This window comes from Corynebacterium sp. MSK218 (assembly GCF_030232655.1).
Taxonomy (GTDB): Bacteria; Actinomycetota; Actinomycetes; order Mycobacteriales; family Mycobacteriaceae; genus Corynebacterium.
The window spans coordinates 312,918-332,131 of sequence record NZ_JASPGN010000001.1; the positions used below are offsets into that span (position 1 = coordinate 312,918).

Consider the following 19,214-nt stretch of genomic DNA (forward strand, 5'->3'; position numbering starts at 1 on the left):
TCCGCATTTTGTTCTCCCTGAGTTAACTTTTGGGTAACCTGACGTGCGGGGTGAGGTAGGGCACAGTTCTCGTTTTAGACCTCGACCGGAAGCCAGGCATAGCCAAAGGGGCCCAGCTCTACGGGGCCCAGGTCCACTGCTTCGTCGGTGAAGTTATGCAGGCAGAGCAATCCCCCGCGTTGGAACCCCAGCACGCCCTTGTGACCAGTCTCCACGGCCTCGAAAGGTGCGGTGCCCAACTCTGGGTGCGCCTTGCGCTGCTGGATGAGTCTGCGCAGGCGGTGGAGAAGTGAGCCCTCATCCTCAAGCTGTTCCGCCACGGAGACGCCCACTCCCCCCACAATCGGACGGCGCGGATGGGAGGAGGACGTAAAACCAGCGCCGTCGCCAGGCTCCCACTGCATTGGAGTACGCACGGCGTCACGGTCCGGAAGCTCCGGGGCATCATTCATGCCAATCTCATCGCCGTAATACAGGAAAGGCGCACCCGGCAGCGTCATGAGCAAGGAGTAGAAGAGCTCAATCTTGCGGTAATCATTGCCCAACAGGGGCGCCAAGCGTCGCGCGATGCCCACGTGGGCACGCATTTGATCATCGGGCAGGTAGTGCTCGTACATGATGGCGCGCTGGTCCTCATCGACCATCTCCAAGGTCAGCTCATCATGGTTGCGCAGGAAGGTTCCCCACTGACAGCCCTGGGGAAGCTCCGGTAGCTCCGCCATGATGTCATAGACCGGCGTGGCGTCGCCCAGCGCAAGCGCTTGATACAACCGCGGCATGACCGGGAAGTTGAACACCATGTGGAAACGGTTGCCCGTGCCATAGAACTCCATCGTCTCCTCTGGGGGCTGATTCGCCTCCGCGAGGATAACGGCGTCTGGGTAGTGCTCTTCCAGGAAAGCACGGATCTTCTCCACGAAGTCCACGGTCTCCGGTAGGGACTCGCCGCCCAGGCCATCGCGTTCATAGAGGTATGCAATCGCATCGAGCCGGAAAGCATCCACACCTTTGTCCAGCCAGAAGGAGAGGACTTTAAAGATTTCTTCGTGGACCTTTGGGTTGTCGTAGTTAAGGTCCGGCTGGTGCGAATAAAAGCGGTGGAAATAATACTGCTTACGCTCCGGATCCCACGCCCAGTTCGAGGTCTCCGTGTCAGTAAAGATGATGCGAATTTCCGGGTAGCGCAGCGGATCATCGCCCCACACGTAATAATCGCCGTAGGGGCCTTCCGGATCGGTACGGGAGGCCTGGAACCACGGGTGGTCGGTAGACGTGTGGTTGAAGGCCAAATCCGTCATGAGGCGCATGCCGCGCGCATGCAGCTCATCCACGAGTTCGTCGAAATCCTCCATCGTGCCGTAATCCGGGTGGATGGCGTAGTAATCGGCGATGTCATAGCCATCATCACGCAGCGGGGAGGCGTAGAAAGGCGAGAGCCAGAGACAATCGACGCCTAGCCATTTGAGGTAATCGAGTTTCTCAATGACGCCCCGCAACGTGCCGACGCCCTCCCCACGAGTGTCTTTAAAGGACCCCACGAGGGCCTGGTAGAAAATAGCGTTATCGTGCCAGCTCATTGAAGATCCTTCCGTTTAGCCCGCCAGAGCAAGTACTCCGCCAGCATGAGTGCGCCGGCAAGGAGCCCTGGCCAGAGTGCGGGGGAGGGTTGAAAAAGGTTAAGAACCGCTTGCAGGAGCGCTAGGGCGGCGAAGAAACCGACGAACCCCAGCGCAGTATCCCACAGCAGTGCGCGCCGCATTAGGCCTTGACACCTCCGGCGGTGAGGCCGGCAACGATGCGGTGCTGGAAAATGAGAACCATGATGATGAGCGGAATCGTCACCAGCGCGCCGGCCGCCATCGTGGCGGCGTAGGGGTACTCGAAGGCCGAGGGGCCAGAGAAGCGCGCGATGGCCACGGTCACCGGCTCGGTAGCGGTGGTGGACAACTGCTTAGCCAACATGAACTCATTCCACGTCGTGATGAACGCGATGATGGCGGTGGTAAACAGTGCCGGTGCGGCCAAGGGGAGGAGCACGAGGCGGAAGGCCTGGCTTCGCGACGCCCCATCGACCCTCGCTGCTTCCTCCAACTCCCACGGCAGTTGGCGGAAGAAACTCAGCAAAGTGTAGACCGTGAGCGGCAGCGCAAAGGAGATGTTCGGAATGATCATCGCGCGGTAGGTGCCAATCCACTCAAGATTGCCAAAAAGCTGGAAAAGCGGGGTAACGAGCGCGATAGCGGGGAACATTGAGGCTGCCAGGATGATACCCGTGACGATACCCTTTCCAGGGAAGTCATAGCGGGCCAGCGCATAAGCGGTAAACACGCCGATGAGTACGGCCACTGCGGTCGTGGCCAAGGAGATGATCAGGGAGTTGCCCAACGCATTGAGGAAGTCGTTGCCCTTATCCGTGGCCAGAGCGTCGCGGAAGTTGTCCAGGGTTACGTGCGTAGGCCACGGGGTGGTGTCAAAGGTATGGGCTTTATCGCGAAGCGCTGTGACAACCATCCAGTAGAAGGGGGCTAGGCCCCAGAACATGATGAAGAGGATGCCAAGGTAGTGGCCGAACTTTTTCATGCTGCAGGCTCCTTGTCCTTCTTAGTGCGTTTGTCACGTGCCACACCGCCGACGTCCGCGCCCAAGAAGCGCACGAGGATGAAGGCCACGGTGAAGATGAGCAGGAAGATCAGCGTGGACAATGCGGAGGCGGAGTTGAAGTTTCCTTGGCGCATATCTTCCACCACCAGCTGGGAAATCGTGGCGGTGGGCGAGTTGGAGGACGCCGAGATCATGATGACCGGCAGGTCGTACATACGCAGTGCATCGAGCGTGCGGAAGAGAATAGCCACCATGAGCGCAGGCTTCACAAGTGGCAGGGTGATGGTGAAGAAAGTTTGGATACGGGAGGCACCGTCGACGCGCGCGGCGTCGTACACATCACGCGGAATCATCTGCAGGCCGGCCAAGATAAGCAGGGCCATAAAAGGTGCGGTCTTCCACACGTCTGCGATGATGACCGCAAGGCGCGCATAAAACGGGTCCGTGGTCCACGCGATGCGCTCACCGATGAGCGAGTTGATGATGCCATCCGGAGCAAACATGAACTGCCACAGCTTTGCCGTTACCGCCGTCGGAATAGCCCACGGAATGAGCACCGCAGCACGAACGAGGCCACGGCCGCGATATTCGCCGTTCATGACCAGCGCCATGACCATGCCGAGGATGGTTTCCAGAGCCACGGTCACGACAGTGAAGAAGAGCGTAATCTTCACCGCTGGCCAGAAGTCCGTCGCAATAACGCCATCGGGACAGGCGGTGGCCTGACCCGTGGCGGACATGCACCTGTTGGTAATCCAGTAGAGGTAGTTCTCTAGGCCCGCAAACGAGCCTTCCTCGAATACGCCCGTGGTGGGGTTGAGCCGCTTATTGCCCTGGAAGGACAACATGACAGCTCGCACGATGGGATAGCCAATCACCACGGCCAGCGCAATGAGCGCGGGCGCGATGAGGCCGGCTGCCTGCAGATACTGCTTGCGCGAATCCGCAGTACGCGTTCTACCAGCCATGCGGTGCCTGCCTTTCTACAGTGTGAAAGTTGTAGGGGGTGAAAGTTGTCAGGATATTAGGGGACAGTTGTGAAAATCATAGCGGGTGCTCCGGACATCGGTGTTATGCGCGCAGTACCCGCTAGTTTGTAGCTCGGGTTGGCCAAGATCAACGAAGGGGGCGCGGGCAAGTCTCAGTGGACTTACTCGCGCCCCATACTCGCGGGGAGGATTAACCCTGCGATGCTGCCTCGATGGCTGCCTTCATGTCCTTCGTAGCGTCATCGACGGATTTGCCGGCGGTCAGCGCTGCGTAGGCGTTGTCCTGCACGGCCTTGGAGATGGCGGTGTAGAACGGGGAGACCGGACGCGGTGCGGCGTTCTCCAGGGACTCCTTCAGAGCCGGGAGGTACGGGAACTCCTCAACCAGGGATTCATCATCGTAGATGGAAGCCAAGACCGGCGGGAAGGATGCCTCAGCGAAGGACTTCTGGTTCTCTTCGTTGATGATGAACTTGATGAAGTCCAAGGCAGTGGCCTTGTTTTCCGAGTTGATGTTGATGCCGTTGTTGTAGCCACCCAAGGTGGACACACCAACGCCGTCCTTGCCCACCAGCGGCTGAACCTCGAACTTGATGCCCTTGTCCTCAGCGTTGGTGTACATGTACGGCCAGTTGATAGCGAAGGCGGTCTTGCCCTCGGTGAAGGCGAGGTTGGTCTCCTCCTCCGTTGCGGCGGTGGAGTCCTTGGAGATGGTGCCGTCCTCGTAGGCGTCGACAAGCGCCTGCAGGCCCTCCTTGGCCTCGTCCGAATCGACGGTGACATTGCCCTGGTCATCCAAGACGGATCCGCCCCAGCCCTCAATGAAGCCCGCGGTGTTCACAGTCAGGCCCTCGTACTGCTTGAGCTGCGTGGTCAGGCAGGAGGTGTCCTTCTCGAGGGCCTCGCATGCGGAAGCGATGTCTTCGAACTTCTCCGGAGCCTTATCGACGAGGTCGGTGTTGCGGAAGAGTAGCTGGCCGTTGGTGTTCTGCGGCAGCGCGTAGAGGGTGTCATTGTAGGTTGCGGACTCTACGGTGGGCTCCAGCAGCCCGGAGGTGTCCACCTCGAGGTCACCGGTCAGTGGTGCCAGCCACTGGTTGGCGGCGAAGTCAGCGGTCCACACCACGTCGAGCGCCATGACATCGTAGTCAGAGTTGCCTGCCTGCAGGGACTGCACGAGGGTCTCGCGCTGAGCGTCGGCCTCGCCGGCGAGCTCCTTGAGCTCTACCTTCTCATCCGGGTGCTCGGCGTTCCACGCTTCGATGATGGGGGTGATCTTGTCGGTATCGTTCTTACCCATGGCAAAGGTGATGGGTCCGCGACCGTCAGTGTCCTTGGTGGCGGCGTCCGAGCCAGCGTCGGAGGAGGAATCATCGCTGGACGAGCAGCCGGCCAAGGTCAGCGCGAGTGCAGCTGTGGTGACGACGACACCGCGGCGGACTGTGCGCAGGGAGCTGGGAAGAAACGGCTTCTTCATGGAATATTCACCTTTCGGAAAACTTCTGGTGACTTCAAAATAGGGGATCAGGTCCTCGGTGCATGTGGTTTTGACATTAATTTCACTAGAAACGGGGGTGAAACTACCCCCTATTAGTCATTAATGCGCTCACCGGTCTCCGGATCGAAGCGGTGTGCCTCACGGGGATTGAAGGTGAGCACGACGTCTTCGCCGCGCTGGGGCGCATCTCCCTGTGCGCGGGCGACAAAGCGCTGTTCGCCCACGGTGACATAAACGAAGGACTCGGCGCCGAGCTCTTCGACGAAGTCCACGACGCCCTGGAAACCCAGCGGGCCCTTGTTGATGAACATCTTTTCCGGGCGCACGCCGATGCGGCCTCCGTTGTAATCGAAGATATTCATCGCCGGGGAACCGATGAAACCTGCAACGAATTCGTTCGCCGGTGCGTCATACAGCTCGCGCGGCGGGGCGACCTGCTGGAGCACGCCATCCTTGAGCACAGCAACGCGATCACCCATGGTCATGGCCTCCACCTGGTCATGAGTGACGTAGACGGTGGTGGTGCCCAGGCGCTGCTGGAGGCTTGCCAGCTCCGCGCGGGTCTGCACGCGCAGCTTGGCGTCGAGGTTGGAGAGCGGCTCATCCATGAGGAAGGCCTTCGGCTCGCGCACGATGGCACGGCCCATGGCCACGCGCTGGCGCTGGCCGCCGGAAAGGTCCTTGGGCTTGCGCTGAAGGTAGTCCGTCAGGCCTAAGGTCTTGGCGGCTTCTTCCACCTTGGCTTTGATTTCTGCCTTCGGCCGCTTGGCCAACTTGAGGGCAAATCCCATGTTTTCTGCCACGGTGAGGTGCGGGTAGAGCGCATAGTTCTGGAAGACCATCGCGATATCACGCTCGCCCGGCTCGAGGCCGGTGACGTCTTTATCGTCGATAAGAATGCGACCACTGGAGACCGGCTCCAATCCGGCAAGTGCGCGTAGGGTGGTGGACTTACCGCAGCCGGAGGGGCCGACGAGGACTAGGAACTCGCCATCCGCAATCTCGAGATTGAGGTCCTTGACCGTGGGGTTCTCGGCACGGGGATAGGTGATGCCGACGTTTTCAAATGTGACCTTTGCCATGCAGTAACCCTAACACTCGACGCCGACACTCAGCTGCGATGAGGTGCTCTACAGCAGCGAGTAGGATCGGCGACCATGACTGCTCTTGATCTGGACCGCATCCGTGAAGCTCTCGCCGATGACTTCGCCGTCATCGAGTACACCGAGTCCACTGGCTCTACCAATACCGACCTTATGCAGGCAGACAAGGTCGCCGGCGATACTGTGCTGCTCACCAACGAGCAGAGTGCTGGCAAGGGCCGTTTGGGCCGCCACTGGGTAAGCCCGGCCGGCTCGCAGCTCATTTTCTCGGTGCTTCTCCTCCCAGACTCGCTGGACCATTTGGGTACTCTGCCGCTGGCTGCCGGTCTAGCAGTTACCGACTCGGTCGACGGTGCGGTGCTCAAGTGGCCCAATGACGTCCACATCGATGGCAAGAAGCTGTGTGGCATCCTTGCGGAAGCCGGCCCGGTGGGTGAGGCCTTCAAGTCTGCACCGAAGACGGAAGTTTCGAAGGCTGAGATTAACAAGGCAGAGGTATCTAAGGCCGAGGTCGCGCCCAAGACCCAGGCCGCGAACCCGCCTTCGGCGCGCGTCGTCGTGGGCATGGGCATCAACGTCACCCTGACTCGCGAAGAGCTGCCCATTGAGGCCGCGACCTCTTTGGCGCTTGAGGGTCGAGATACTGACCGCACCGAACTCGCCATCACCGTGCTGAAGAACCTGCGCCACCGCATCACCCAATGGGAGCAGCAGGACCCACAGCTCATGGCGGACTACCGCAAGGTCTGCTCCTCCATCGGTCAGGAAGTCCGCCTCGAAGCCCCGACGGGCGATGTGACCGGCACTGTTGAAGGCGTGGCCGATGATGGCCGCATCAACGTCGGCGGTGAATACTACTCGGCCGGCGACGTCATCCACCTGCGCCCCGCAGCGCAGTAGGCACTGGTTGGGCAAAGGGACGTCGTCAAGCAGGTGCTCCCCACGGCGTGGGCCCGCGTAGCAGGCAAACACACATGAGTATCATGAGCCCCATGAATCTCATGCAGATGGGCCGCGGTGAAGTAGTCCGCGCGGATATGACAGCACCGTTTCGCACGCTGCTCTTCCCATTTCTTGAGCTCATCGTGGTCACCGGCGTGTGCTGGATTGCCATTGGCTGGTGTGACTACAACGCTATTGACCTCGCGATTCGCAACGGGCTCGTGGCCGTGTGGGCGCTGCTGGCGGTGTGGCGCTTCGTCTTGCCTCTGGTCAAAGCACGTCGCAAGCGCTTCATCGTGACCAACCTGCGCGTTATCGCCCGCGATGGCAAGCGCGTTGACTCGATTCCGCTCACCGACATTCGCGGGGCCCGCCGACGCCGCGGCGGCATTTCACTCGCGCTGCACGGCTATGAGCGCCCGATGTACTTTCCAGCCATCCCCAAAGCCAAGCGCGTTGAGGATATCCTCAACGAACAACCGGTCTGGGGCTAGTTCTTAATCTCAGTCGTGTGCAGCTGCGAATCGAGGTCTTCCGGCGCCAAGTTAGCTGAGCGGAACTCGTGGGTCAGCGGCAGGCGCAGCTCCAAATCGGTTCCCGGGCACAGCTCAATCGTGGCCTCATCCACGGTGTAGTCCAGCACATGGCCGCCGGACGTGCGTTCGGCATCAATGAAGTGAACGTGGCAGCCCGGCACCGAAATGCCCTTCTCAAACACCGGGGTGCGGAAGCCGCCGATGATGCCGTCGACGTCGCTAAAGCGCAGCTCCTTATCGCCGCCGACTGCCTGAGCCATGGGCGGATAAGGCTTGGATTGTTTGACCACCGTGCGGGTGACAACGTTGCTGAATCGCCCAGAAATACGCACCGCGTACATGTAGTTGGCTGAGGGCTCCAGCTCATCAATAAAGGAGGACAGTTCCTCGCGCTTGAGGCCCTTGGGTGCGGCCACCTTAATACGGGGGACGAAATTCGTCGCGACGGCAAAGGGAGTACCTTGGTCGAGTTCGGCGACGGCTGCCGTGCCATCGCCGCGCAGCTGATAGCAGACACCGTCGAGGATAATCATCTCCCCATCCAGCGCATCGAAGGTACCGATGCCGAAATTGCCCTTTCCCAAAAGCTCGCCGATGGTCATCTCGCCGTCGTAGATGCCGTCCAACAGGGCAGTCATAAGCGAGTTCTGGAAGATGGTATGCCGGACAATCATGGCCCCAAGGCTAGTATTGAAGGAGTGAGTGAACAACACAAACCTACCGTTACTGTTTTCGGAGATGGCCAGCTTGCGCGCATGATGCAGCCGGCCGCGGCTGAGCTCGACATCCACCTGCGCCTCTTGGCGTCCGAGCCGGGCAAGTCCGCCGCGGAGGTCATTCCAGACGTCGTCCTTGGTGACTACCACGACTACGAGGTACTGACCCAGGCCGCAGAAGGCGCAGACGCGGTGACCTTCGAACACGAGCACGTGCCGACGGAACATGTGCGCGCGCTTATCGACGCCTCCTACAACGTCCAGCCCCAGCCTTCCGCACTCCTCTACGCGCAGGACAAGCTGCTTATGCGTCAAAAACTTTCCGAGTTGGGAGCCCCGGTGCCGCGCTTTGCCGCCATCGAGTCTGTAGAGGATGCACGAGAGTTCGCCGCGCTTGTGGCCGGTCACGTGTGCCTCAAAGCCCGCCGCGGCGGTTATGACGGCCACGGCGTATGGTTCCCCTCTGTGGAGGAACTAGAACCACTGGTAGAGGAGCTTCTGGCCGCTGGCACGCCACTGATGGCGGAAGAAAAGGTGGCTCTGACCCGCGAGCTGTCCGTGCTCGTTGCTCGCCGTCCCTCCGGTGAGGTTAAGGCATGGCCGGTAACCGAGTCTGTACAACGCGATGGCATCTGCGCTGAGGCTTTCGCGCCTGCCCCGAACCTGTCGCCGGAGCTGGCGGAACATGCCATGCAGGTCGGCATTCAGGTCGCCACTGAACTTGGTGTCACCGGAGTCTTGGCGGTGGAGCTTTTTGCTTTCGCCGCTGAGCAGGATGCGGGTGCCATCATTGCCTCGGCCTCCGGCGCGCCGGGGGCTAACATCCACGAGGACATTGCCGTCAATGAGTTGGCCATGCGCCCGCACAACACCGGACACTGGACACAGGACGGGTGCGTGACCTCCCAGTTCGAGCAGCACCTGCGGGCCGTGCTGGACCTGCCGTTGGGCTCCACTAAGCCGCTGGCCCCGATTACGGTCATGGCCAACGTCCTTGGTGCGGATCAGGATCCAGCCATGCCGATGCCAGATCGCGTTCGCAAAGTCATGGAGCGCTACCCAGAGGCCAAGATCCACCTCTACGGCAAGGATCACCAGGCTGGACGCAAGATCGGACACGTTAACGTCGTCGGCGACGACGTTGATGAGACTCGCCGCATTGCCCACGATGCTGCCCACTTCCTCGTCCACGCGCAGTGGGCCTAAGCTCGCGGCGGGCTTAAGTCTTATTGAGAAGGAGATTGATGATGAAACCACTCGTTGGTCTGATTATGGGCTCTGATTCCGATTGGCCCACTGTGAAACCTGCTGCTGAGGTGCTCGCCGAGTTCGGTGTGCCCTTCGAGGTAGGCGTGGTGAGTGCTCACCGCACCCCGGAAAAGATGCTGGCCTACGCCAAGTCCGCGCATGAGCGCGGACTTAAAGCCATCATCGCGTGTGCCGGCGGCGCGGCACACCTGCCAGGCATGGTCGCTGCCGCCACCCCGTTGCCGGTCATCGGCATTCCGCGCGCGCTCAAGGACCTCGATGGCCTTGACTCCCTGCTGTCCATCGTGCAGATGCCGGGTGGTGTGCCGGTGGCCACGGTGTCCATCGGTGGCGCGAAAAACGCCGGCCTGCTTGCCGTGCGTATCCTTTCCACCGGTGATCCCGCGTTGGTGGAGAAAATGGCCGCTTACCAGGAGAACATGGCCGCCGAGGTGGAGAAGAAGGACGAGAACCTGCGCTCCCAGCTTCTCGGTGAGTAACTAGCTGGGAAGCTCGCTTGTGAGATCGGGGTAGGATGCCTGCGCGCCTTCTCCAGTAACGGCGAAGGCCCCGACCCGCGCGGCATAGGTGGCGGCTTTCACGAGGTCGTCACCGCGGAGTAGCCGCGCGCACAGCGCGCCCGCGAAGGCATCGCCCGCGCCCGTGGTGTCCACCGCAGTGACCTGCGGAGAGGGGACTGTCACGAGGGAAGTCCCCTCGGCGACGAGCGCCCCCTTCGCGCCGAGCGTGAGAACCACCGAGGCAAAGCCAACCTCCCTTAAACGCCGCGCCAACTCCGCTGGCGTGCCTTCACCGCTCAACCCCAGCTGTTCCAAGATGAGACCGGCCTCGTGTTCATTGGCCAGCAGCGGATTGGCGCGCAGGAGCGCGTCCTTGTTCACCTCGATGACCGGCGCGAGGTTGACCACGACCCGCCCCTTCGCCAGCTCGATGGCCTTGGCAAAGCCATCAGCGGGAATTTCTCCCTGGAGGAGGATCAGTTCCGATTCGGTGATGGGGGAGGAGTGGGAGGTGACAAAGGGGGCGTCGACAAGCGCATTGGCTCCCGGAACCACGATGATGGTGTTCTCGCCCTGCTCGTCCACGGTGATGACCGCCAGGCCGGTGACCTCTTCGCTGGCTTCGACGTGCGTGAGGTCCACGCCGCTGGCCTGCAAGTAATGCATCGCGGGCGCGGCGTAAGCATCGCTGCCCACCGCGCCGACGAAGCTTACCTGCGCGCCGAGCCGCGCGGCCGCGACCGCTTGGTTCGCGCCTTTGCCGCCGGCGCTGATGGTGCCACCGCGGCCCATAAGCGTTTCGCCCGGGTGGGGATGCCGCGCGGTGTGGACCACGAGGTCAGCGTTGATGGACCCGACTACGCACATGCTCATGCCGACCAGTATGCACGCTAAGCTAACGAACATGCAGTATCCGGTTTTGGTGTTAGGCGCGCGTGTGGTGGCCGGTGAGCCCGGCTCGCTGCTACGCAGTCGCCTTGACCGCGCGGTGGTGGCTGCCCGCGTGATGCCGGAGGAACTGGTCATCGTCTCCGGCTTCGGGGAAGCGGACGCCATGGCGCGCTACCTCATTGAGCGGGGAGTGAGCGCGGGGCGCATCGTCGTTGAGCCGGCAGCGACCAGCACTAACGAAAACCTTGAGCGTGCCCATGCGCTGTGTCCTGACTACTCCTATTTTCGCGTCGTGACGAATGATTTTCACGTTCTACGCACACGGTTGTGGGCGTGGCATTTGGGGATTCGGGTTCGCGTGCATGGCGTTCGTACCCCGGCAAAGGATCGCACCTGGAATTATCTTCGCGAGGTCGTGGCCACACCCCATTCGCTGCTGCGCATTGTGTGGCGGCGGGTGGTTGCTTGGAAGCCGGCTTCGGCTCTGCGCAGCTAGCAGCTCTGCGCAACTAGCCGCTTTGCGCAGCTAGTCGCTCCGTGTAGCTAGCCGCTCCGTGTAGATGGTCCCTCAACTTTGGTTTCTTTACCCTGCAAAGGGACCATGTGTGGCCTTTAAACTGACCTCAGGTGGTCCCTTTGCAGGGTAAAGGGACCGGACTACAAGGACCATCTGTGCAGAAGCTCAAAAGCTGAGGTACAGACAGAGCTGGGCGGCGAAAGGCTAGGTGCCGATGATTACCAACAGAATCGCAATGAACCAGATGACAAACCAGTGGCGCTTCTGCGGGGTGGTTGGGTTGGTTTTCTGTTCCAGCGCCTTGATGAAGTACCACGCTCCGGGCAGACCGAAGCCGACGCCGAAGAGCACGTCACCGCTGGTCAGGGCGGTAAAGCCTATCAAGAACGAGAACAGACTCAGCACGCCCTTGAAGATGGAGAAACGGTGAATCCTGCCGCCCGCTGACTGCTGTTCGTGCTCGGGAGAATGAACCGGGGCATAGTCTGGCAGTGGGGCCGGGGCATTGGCGGGCTGGGGCTCGGCAAAAGACTCAGCAAAAGGGTCGGCAGCAGGATCTACGGAAGGGATTGTAGAAGGCTCCGCGAAAGGATTAGCCCCGCGGCCACGGAAAGGTTCGGCCGACTCCTCGAAGGGGTTTGAGTCAAAGGGATTGGTCATATGAATAACCCTAGGCCACAGGTGGTCGCAGCCCCGAATCAGAGCTTGGACAGTGCCTTGCTAATTCCTTCCATGAGCGTGGGCTGCGATTGCTTTCGCGGATGCGCAATCGCGCGCAGGCCCATGTATGCAATCTGGTCGGCAGCCCGGTTGAGCGGGTCACCTGCATGTCCCATGACGCGGCGAATCGTCACATCGCAGATGCCGTCAATGTCGTTCCAGGCCTGCTGGAAGCGCGAACGCGAGCCCGACGACAGCCCGCGCCATACACCCCGCGAGCGCACGGCCTTCGATCCTTTCGTCCGAATCTGCTGCACCGCGTCCAATGCGGCGACGGAATCGGACTCAATGATCGCCTTCGTGGCGCCAACCTTGAGCAGGTATTTCAGCGCCAAGGTAAGGGATTCGAGCTCCAACTCGTCGGTGCTCGCGGAGGTCTCGCGGGTGCGCAGGCGGTAGTCGCCATTGCCCGCCACGAAACACATCGAGCCTTTGAAGACGGTATCCGAGGAAGCATCGGTCGCGATGCGCACCGTGGTGCCCTTCGGCCAGGATGAGGCCGTGGAGAAATTCGGCCACCAGTGCGCTTTGGGGGTTTCTACCTTCACCACCTGTTTCTTGCGAGGAGCCTCGCCTTCCTTTTTGGCGCGGCGCGCGGTAATGCCGGCCTCTTTGCGCCGCACGGAGCTCGCGCTTCGTGACGCCCTATTCTCCTCCGCAAAGCTTCCCGTCACCGTATAGCCGCGCTCCTCGAGCGCGGCGCGCAACGCAGTTTGCCGGCGTCCCGTGACAATCCACTTCCGTCCTCGAATGTTCTTCGTGGCTTTCTCTAGCTCGCGGACAGCGACCTCTACGATGTCGCCGGTGCGGATCTGGCCCTTGCGCACGAAGCGGGTCTTTTTCGTGTTGACGGCGATGACCCAGCCGTCGATAGTCCCGTCCTCTGCTGAATCCCAGCGCTCGTCCCACAGCGCGATCGCCACGTGCACCGGCGCCGAGACCATGTCCGCGGTGATCTTGCGGGTGCCGTACGTCCGCGACTGATTGCCCGTGAGGGCAGAGAGCTCGAGTGGTTCCATAGCCCTTCTAGTAAACCATTAGAGAAGTTCTGTGTAACGCTGGGCTATCAGTTGCCACATACCTAGTGAGCCCATCAGTAATCTGGAGATTTTTTAGTGTCTGTTCTAACTTTGCCTGGTTCGCGGAAGCGGGAGTTTTCCCGTCTCTTTCGCGAGCATTACCCGGCGGTGTTGGCCTATCTGCGCCGCCGTGTCCCACCAAGCCATGCCGAAGAGCTGGCTGCTGACGTCTTCGAGCGTGCCTGGGCCGGCTTCGACTCGATGCGTGGCACGCCACTGCCCTGGCTGTATGGCATCGCCCGCAATGTCATGCGCGAGTTCTACCGCACCCGCAGGGAAACGGAGAACCTCGACGATCATGAGCTGGAATCCTATGCCGGCTATGACGCCGTCGACTTAAGCCTCGATATCAGCGAAGCTTTCCTGCGCCTTCCCTATGCCGACCAGGAAATACTGACCCTCCATGCCTGGGAGGGGCTCGACCACCCGGAGATCGCTGAGGTCCTGGGCATTTCCCGCAACAACGTCCGCGTGCGCCTGCACCGCGCTCGTACTCATCTATCTGAACTCACAGGAGAAACCGATGCCTAACTCTCTCGACCAGCTACGTCAGGCGAACCCCGTTCCCGACGCCACGCTTTCCGACGATTCCCTCAAGCACTCCGAAGCCACCCTCGCCCGCATTACCAAGGGGCGCCCGACGTGGACCTACGCTGCGGCCGGTGTGGCGGTCCTTGCGTTGGTCGGCGGTGCGTTCCCACTGCTGAATAACTCGGAGCCGGTGGCCTCGGCTTCGGAGATTTTGACCCAGGCCGGCGAGGCCGCCGGTGCGCAGCCGGATGCCGTAGATAAAGGTGTTACGGCCAAGGAGTACATGAAGCGCGTCGATACCCTCGGCGATGCCTCCGCGATTACCGAATATGCGGTGGATGCGGGTGGAGCCGTGGAGGTCTCCTCGCAGGGAGAGGTCCCAGGCTTTGACCCGCAGCCTTCGGTGAATCCAGAGGACCTCGTCATCGCGACTGACCGTGCGCAGCTGGAAAAGCTTGCGGATACCTTCCCCAACCGTGCCCTAGGTGCTCTGGAATTGCTGCTGCAGCCGGGACTGAGCAGCGAGCAGCAAAAGATCACCTACGACATTCTGGCGGATACTGACGGCAACGATGTGGGCAGCGTCGAAGGCGAAGGCGACGACGAACTCGTCACCGTGATTCGCGATTCCGACCAGGTCTCCTTCTCCGTCCTCCCCGCCAGCGGCCAGCTGGTGCGCGTGGTAGGTCTGGTAGGCCCAGACGTGGAAACCACCGTGGATGCCACAGCCATTCTTGACTGCGTCTCCGTCACAGGCTTGGAGGGCCCGGACCGCATTTCGCTGGCGTGCGCTGACAATAATTACCTGGTCAACCAGCTGGAATGGAAGAACTGGGGAGCCGATTCCGCGGAGGCGGAAGGCGTGGCCATCGAGAATGACTGTGACCCCAACTGTGCGGAGGGCACATTTAATGAGGAGAAGGTTAAGGTGGTCGTCGATAAGCGCGAGGCGTGTGGCTACCACGCTGAGGTGTACTCCCGCGTCCGCGTGCAGTACCCCGATGGCCGTGAGGAGGAACAGCCGATTGGCTGCGCTCCCTAAGTAAGTTGGCGCAAGGCGAACTGGCCGTACATATCCCCTAAAGCCTCGGCGGTGTATTCACCGTCGGGGCTAAACCATTGGGCCACACCGATTCCCATGTCGATGAGTGACCAGCAAGCGATTTTCAAGTTCTCGGCGCGGAAATCGCCGGAGTTGACGATGGCCATCCAGCGCGCGACATAATCGCGGCGCAGTTGGAGCACGACTGACTTGTGGGGTTCTTCGAGGTTGGTGAGCTCGTTATTGACCACGCGGACGCGCCGGGCGTGGGTGGCGTGGAAGATGACGTGGGCTTTCATGGTGGCGACGAGCTTGTCGCGCGGTTCTGTCAGGCCCGCGAGTCCGGCGGCGTTGGCGCGGAGGAGGTCCTCCATGGCGGTGATGGTGACTTCGGCGAGGAGTTCTTGCTTGGAGGAGAAGTGGTTGTAGAGGCTGGAGGCGCGCATGCCGACGGCCTTGGCGATGTCCTCCATGCCCGTGGCGTGGTAGCCGCGCTGGTCGAAGAGGTCGAGCGCGGCGGCGGCGATTTGGTCGCGACGTTTTTGGTTGGCCACGGTGGGGCGTCCTCCTGTTCTAGCTAATGGTGGTTAGTGTACAGGGCAACTGCTTGACAGGTGTCGAGATTCACGTCACAATTGTGGCTAATCGTCATTCGTATTACCTGGAGAAGCAACCATGTCCCACAATCTCTTTGAGCGCACCACTGACTTCCTCAGCGTCTTCGACGACCTCTCTGAGGCCGATGCTGCTGGCTGGAAACGTGCCGCTCAGTTCCGCGAGTACTCCGACCCGGTGATTAACCAGCACTGGCAGGCTTCTGAGTATCCGCTGGACCTGGTGGAGCGTTTGGGTTCCTTGGATGTGATGACGGACGGGCTGGCCGTGGAAGGTCACGAGCAGATGTCCACGCTTGGTGCTGGTTTGGCGCTCATGGAAATCACGCGTGCGGATGCCTCGATGGGCACCGTTATTGCGGTCCAGGCGGGGTTGGCCATGCGTTCTATTGCCATGTTGGGCTCGGCGGAACAGAAGGCTTCGTACTTGCCGCAGATGGCTAACTGCTCGCTGCTCGGCGCATTCGGCCTTACCGAGCCCGCGCATGGATCGGACTCCATCGCTTTGGAAACTACCGCGGTCCGCGATGGTGACGAGTGGGTCCTCAACGGCGAGAAGAAGTGGATTGGCAATGGTGCCTCCGGCGGCATCACCATCATCTACGCCCGTATGGAAGACGGTAACGTTAGCGGCTTCATCGTTCCGCAGGAAACCCCCGGCTACTCCGCCACCGTGATTGAGGGCAAGCTTTCTCTGCGTGCGATTCACCAGGCGCACATCACGTTGACCGATTGCCGCATTCCTGCCGCCAACCAGCTTCCGGGCTGCCGCAGCTTCAAGGACGTTTCCCGCGTGCTCACTGCGACGCGCATTGGCGTGTCCTGGATGGCACTCGGTTCGGCGGTGGCCTGCTACGAGATTGCTCGTTCTTATGTCCTGGAGCGCGTCCAATTTGGTCGCGAGCTGGCCAAGGCGCAGATTATTCAGCAGCGCTTGGCTAACATGGTCTTGGACCTCAGTCAGATGATGCTGACGTGCCGTGAAGTCTCTCAGCGAGAAGCCGCGGGCACTTTGGCCCCAGAGCAGGCTTCGGCGGCAAAGCTTCACAACACACGTGCGGCTCGCCGTATCGCCGCCGATGCCCGCGACATGCTCGGCGGAGTCGGCATCCTGCTGGAAAACGACATCGCGCGCCACTTCGCCGACATCGAGGCCATGCACACCTACGAGGGCACCGATACCGTGCAATCCCTCATCATGGGCAAGAAGATTACGGGCTTCTCGGCCTACAAGTAACCTGCCAGCCGGGGATGTGGGGAGGCTCGCTTGATGGTCCCTTTAGTTTGGTCCTCTTACTTTAGTCCCTTTGCTTGGTAAAGGGACCATTTGGCTGAGCATTTATGGTCGTAGATGGTCCCTTTTCAAGGTTAAGGGACCAGACTAAAGAGACCATAGCTAAGGGGCCTTACAGGCTGCGGAGTCTTGCAGCGAACCATATTGTTGATGCTTTCAACAAGTTATCCACAGGTTTAGGAGAGATGCCTAGCTCTATGGCTATAGGTTGTCTACTAAATGAGGTATGACAGATTTAGATCAACTCATTTATCTTCGAACTCTTCCCCAACATGATCCGACGTGGCAGAAGCTTTCCAACGGTGATCTCCTGCGCGTTACTACATGGTTTGCCTACCCTGCCGAGCGCTACAAACAACTGCCGTCCTTCCGGAAGAAGATTGTCGACATTGTTGCGATGGCGCGAGGAACATCAAAGGCAGTGGTGGCCGGAAAATCAGCAGGAAGGTTGCTCGGGCTGTGGGTATTGCCACCTAGGAACGAATCCATCACCTTGGTTAGAGCATCAAAATCCTTGCCCACGAAAGCGGCCCAAGACCCGCGAGTCCGATACAGAAAAATGTGGCTTCCAGCTGAGCATATCGTGGAAGCCAATGGTGTTAGGACCACGAGTGTTGCGCGCACGTGTGTTGACATCGCACGGCTACTTTCCTTGGAGGAAGGAATCATGGCGATGGATTCCGCACTGGTGCAGAAACTCGTTTCACTCGATGAAATCAAAGCAATGGTGCAGCAACTAAGCCGCTCAAAAGGAATAGCACGTGCGCGGATAGCGCTTCAGCATGCGTCAGCATTGGCGGAGGCGGCATATGAGTCGTATGCTCGCGGAATTCTAATTGCTGAAGGAGTGGGAAGACGGATAGTTGCCCAGTACTCTTTTGCAAACGGGTATCGGGTAGACCTCTGTATTGATGACGCCGTCATCATTGAGATCGACGGAAATGTGAAATATGACGGAACGACCTATGGCAAACCGGTCGACGAGGTCATCCGAGCAGAGCGGCAGCGAGAAAAGCAGATTCAGAATCTAGGCTTTGTTGTCTTGCGATATTCTCCGACGGAATTGCTTCATGAAAGGCAACGAATGGTCAGTGAGGTGCGGGAAGCACTCAAAGCAGTGAGTTCGCGCCGTAGCGCTTAGATGGCGAGGGGTGCAAGGCTCCGTTGGTGTTGAACCTAGATGGTCCTCTTGCTTTGGTCCCTTAACTCTGAAAAGGGACCATCTGGGCAGCGAAGGTACAGCGAAAATGGTCCCTTTGCTCCGGTAACCTGACTTGGCTCAAATTAGTGCCGAAGGGTTGGGGCGGTGATGGTGTTGACGAGGGTTTGGATTTCCGGGGGTAGTGGTACTGCGGCGTGGATGGTTTCGCCACCAATGTTGAGTTCAAAGCTGCGGTATTTCTTGAGCGTTCTCACGAGGCGTTTGATGGATTGACCACTGCGGGTCTCCATCAGGTGGGCCACGGCTAGTGCTGCCATCACAATATTGAGATGTGCTGTGATCGAGTCTTGTTTCCTGGCGTAGATTGGGCGTGCTTTCAGGTCTGATTTCGACATCCGAAACGACTTTTCAATGTTGAATAGCCTGCGGTAATGCCCGATAACCTCTTGGGCGGCAAGAGCGGTCAGGTCGGTTTCATAGCCTTTGATCCCGGCTAGGGCTCGGTGTTTGGCAGCAAGAGCATAGTTGACCTTCTTGTTCGGGGCGGAAAGATCGATATAGCGGTTACGCTTGATTGCGATATCGCCGTCAACAGCGCGTTTGGCTTTTGCGACTTGCTCTTTGATTCCGCGCAGGCTGCGCCTAGCCCGGTCGTGAGAGTACTGGAAGTGGGTCACCGAATTCGGGGTTGTGTGTTTGCGCCCATCGCTTGCCGAGGCTTGTGTCCAGATCTGGCCGTGGGTGTAGTCTTCACCGGGGTTTTCCCGCCGCCAGGTTTCGATCACCTCAGGCACGGTGGGGGTTTCACCGACAAAATGTAGTGCAGACCTGCGTCAATGAGTGCTTGTTTGTTCGCCGCAGAGAACATCCCCGCATCGGCGACGACGGTGACTTCGTCGAGTTGGTAGGCATCTTGGAACCGTGTGATCATCGGCAGCATCGTGTGGGTTTCTGCCGAGTTGCCAGCAAACGCGCCCACATGCAGTGGAAACCCGGTGGCATCAGTAAGCAGCCCGACAAGGATTTGCGGCTCTACACGGCGCTCTTTGGAAAACCCGGGTTTGCGAAGCTCATCAGGAGTATCGGTTTCAAAGTACAAGGTGGTCACGTCGTACAAGATAAAAGTACCTGGCCCGATACCTGCATGATGCGCCAGCACTTGGGTTAATCCTTCGCCGAAGGCATCTGTAGCAAAGCCAGGTAGTCGGCG

19 protein-coding genes and 1 pseudogene are annotated in these 19,214 nt (G+C 60.0%); 9 read left to right on the forward strand and 11 right to left on the reverse strand.

What is annotated here, in order from left to right; genetic code table 11:
* Window positions 1-74 precede the first annotated feature (74 nt).
* The 5 genes from treS to QP922_RS01565 form a co-directional block, all read right to left on the reverse strand.
* Complete coding sequence (gene treS, locus QP922_RS01540; protein ID WP_284807497.1) at window positions 75-1,577, reverse strand: maltose alpha-D-glucosyltransferase; 1,503 nt, start codon at window positions 1,575-1,577, stop codon at window positions 75-77.
* 181 nt (window positions 1,578-1,758) lie between these two features.
* A complete protein-coding gene (locus QP922_RS01550; RefSeq protein ID WP_115021259.1) occupies window positions 1,759-2,580 on the reverse strand; it encodes a carbohydrate ABC transporter permease in 822 nt (273 codons plus the stop codon).
* Window positions 2,577-3,569 carry a carbohydrate ABC transporter permease gene (locus QP922_RS01555; protein WP_284807499.1) on the reverse strand — a complete coding sequence of 331 codons (993 nt, stop codon included), beginning with the start codon at window positions 3,567-3,569 and terminating at the stop codon, window positions 2,577-2,579. Before QP922_RS01555 ends, QP922_RS01550 begins: the two co-directional genes overlap by 4 nt.
* 211 nt (window positions 3,570-3,780) lie before the next feature.
* Entirely contained in the window at window positions 3,781-5,067 is a 1,287-nt protein-coding gene (locus QP922_RS01560; protein ID WP_284807500.1) for an ABC transporter substrate-binding protein, read from the reverse strand.
* A gap of 113 nt (window positions 5,068-5,180) precedes the next feature.
* Window positions 5,181-6,170 (reverse strand): ABC transporter ATP-binding protein, encoded by a 990-nt coding sequence (locus QP922_RS01565; RefSeq protein ID WP_284807501.1) that lies wholly within the window; start codon window positions 6,168-6,170, stop codon window positions 5,181-5,183.
* A gap of 75 nt (window positions 6,171-6,245) precedes the next feature.
* Between QP922_RS01565 and QP922_RS01570 the strand changes: the two genes are divergently transcribed.
* Both QP922_RS01570 and QP922_RS01575 read left to right on the forward strand, forming a co-directional pair.
* Window positions 6,246-7,091 (forward strand): biotin--[acetyl-CoA-carboxylase] ligase, encoded by an 846-nt coding sequence (locus QP922_RS01570; RefSeq protein WP_284807502.1) that lies wholly within the window; start codon window positions 6,246-6,248, stop codon window positions 7,089-7,091.
* A 92-nt stretch (window positions 7,092-7,183) separates the two neighbouring features.
* Window positions 7,184-7,627, forward strand: coding sequence for a hypothetical protein (locus QP922_RS01575; RefSeq protein WP_284807503.1), 444 nt, complete (start codon window positions 7,184-7,186; stop codon window positions 7,625-7,627).
* Here QP922_RS01575 and budA read toward each other — a convergent pair.
* Window positions 7,624-8,343 carry an acetolactate decarboxylase gene (gene budA, locus QP922_RS01580; protein WP_284807504.1) on the reverse strand — a complete coding sequence of 240 codons (720 nt, stop codon included), beginning with the start codon at window positions 8,341-8,343 and terminating at the stop codon, window positions 7,624-7,626. The two genes, QP922_RS01575 and budA, sit on opposite strands and share 4 nt — an antisense overlap.
* Here budA and QP922_RS01585 point away from each other — a divergent pair.
* A complete protein-coding gene (locus QP922_RS01585) occupies window positions 8,329-9,591 on the forward strand; it encodes a 5-(carboxyamino)imidazole ribonucleotide synthase (protein WP_284807505.1) in 1,263 nt (420 codons plus the stop codon). The two genes, budA and QP922_RS01585, sit on opposite strands and share 15 nt — an antisense overlap.
* A gap of 41 nt (window positions 9,592-9,632) precedes the next feature.
* Window positions 9,633-10,133 (forward strand): 5-(carboxyamino)imidazole ribonucleotide mutase, encoded by a 501-nt coding sequence (gene purE, locus QP922_RS01590; protein ID WP_284807528.1) that lies wholly within the window; start codon window positions 9,633-9,635, stop codon window positions 10,131-10,133.
* On the opposite strand, the gene QP922_RS01595 is transcribed toward purE, so the two are convergent.
* Complete coding sequence (locus QP922_RS01595; protein WP_284807506.1) at window positions 10,134-11,027, reverse strand: ribokinase; 894 nt, start codon at window positions 11,025-11,027, stop codon at window positions 10,134-10,136.
* A gap of 31 nt (window positions 11,028-11,058) precedes the next feature.
* Between QP922_RS01595 and QP922_RS01600 the strand changes: the two genes are divergently transcribed.
* A complete protein-coding gene (locus QP922_RS01600) occupies window positions 11,059-11,541 on the forward strand; it encodes a YdcF family protein (protein ID WP_284807507.1) in 483 nt (160 codons plus the stop codon).
* A gap of 225 nt (window positions 11,542-11,766) precedes the next feature.
* On the opposite strand, the gene QP922_RS01605 is transcribed toward QP922_RS01600, so the two are convergent.
* Together QP922_RS01605 and QP922_RS01610 are read right to left on the reverse strand one after the other, a co-directional pair.
* On the reverse strand, window positions 11,767-12,222 hold the full coding sequence (locus tag QP922_RS01605; protein WP_284807508.1) for a hypothetical protein: 456 nt from the start codon (window positions 12,220-12,222) through the stop codon (window positions 11,767-11,769).
* Between the two features lie 38 nt (window positions 12,223-12,260).
* Window positions 12,261-13,301: a ribonuclease HI gene (locus tag QP922_RS01610; protein WP_284807510.1), complete on the reverse strand. Its 1,041-nt coding sequence runs from the start codon at window positions 13,299-13,301 to the stop codon at window positions 12,261-12,263.
* A 96-nt stretch (window positions 13,302-13,397) separates the two neighbouring features.
* Here QP922_RS01610 and QP922_RS01615 point away from each other — a divergent pair, with 96 nt between their 5' ends.
* Entirely contained in the window at window positions 13,398-13,892 is a 495-nt protein-coding gene (locus QP922_RS01615) for an RNA polymerase sigma factor (protein ID WP_115021271.1), read from the forward strand.
* On the forward strand, window positions 13,885-14,934 hold the full coding sequence (locus QP922_RS01620) for a hypothetical protein (protein ID WP_284807511.1): 1,050 nt from the start codon (window positions 13,885-13,887) through the stop codon (window positions 14,932-14,934). The genes QP922_RS01615 and QP922_RS01620 overlap by 8 nt, the downstream gene beginning before the upstream one ends.
* Here QP922_RS01620 and QP922_RS01625 read toward each other — a convergent pair.
* Complete coding sequence (locus QP922_RS01625; protein ID WP_284807512.1) at window positions 14,931-15,488, reverse strand: TetR/AcrR family transcriptional regulator; 558 nt, start codon at window positions 15,486-15,488, stop codon at window positions 14,931-14,933. The genes QP922_RS01620 and QP922_RS01625 overlap by 4 nt on opposite strands.
* Window positions 15,489-15,609: 121 nt before the next feature.
* Between QP922_RS01625 and QP922_RS01630 the strand changes: the two genes are divergently transcribed.
* Together QP922_RS01630 and QP922_RS01635 are read left to right on the forward strand one after the other, a co-directional pair.
* Window positions 15,610-16,785 carry an acyl-CoA dehydrogenase family protein gene (locus QP922_RS01630; protein WP_284807513.1) on the forward strand — a complete coding sequence of 392 codons (1,176 nt, stop codon included), beginning with the start codon at window positions 15,610-15,612 and terminating at the stop codon, window positions 16,783-16,785.
* 283 nt (window positions 16,786-17,068) lie between these two features.
* Window positions 17,069-17,983: a type IV toxin-antitoxin system AbiEi family antitoxin gene (locus QP922_RS01635; protein ID WP_284807514.1), complete on the forward strand. Its 915-nt coding sequence runs from the start codon at window positions 17,069-17,071 to the stop codon at window positions 17,981-17,983.
* A 143-nt stretch (window positions 17,984-18,126) separates the two neighbouring features.
* On the opposite strand, the pseudogene QP922_RS12980 reads toward QP922_RS01635, so the two are convergent.
* Window positions 18,127-19,214: pseudogene (locus QP922_RS12980) on the reverse strand (IS1634 family transposase); the annotation flags it as partial.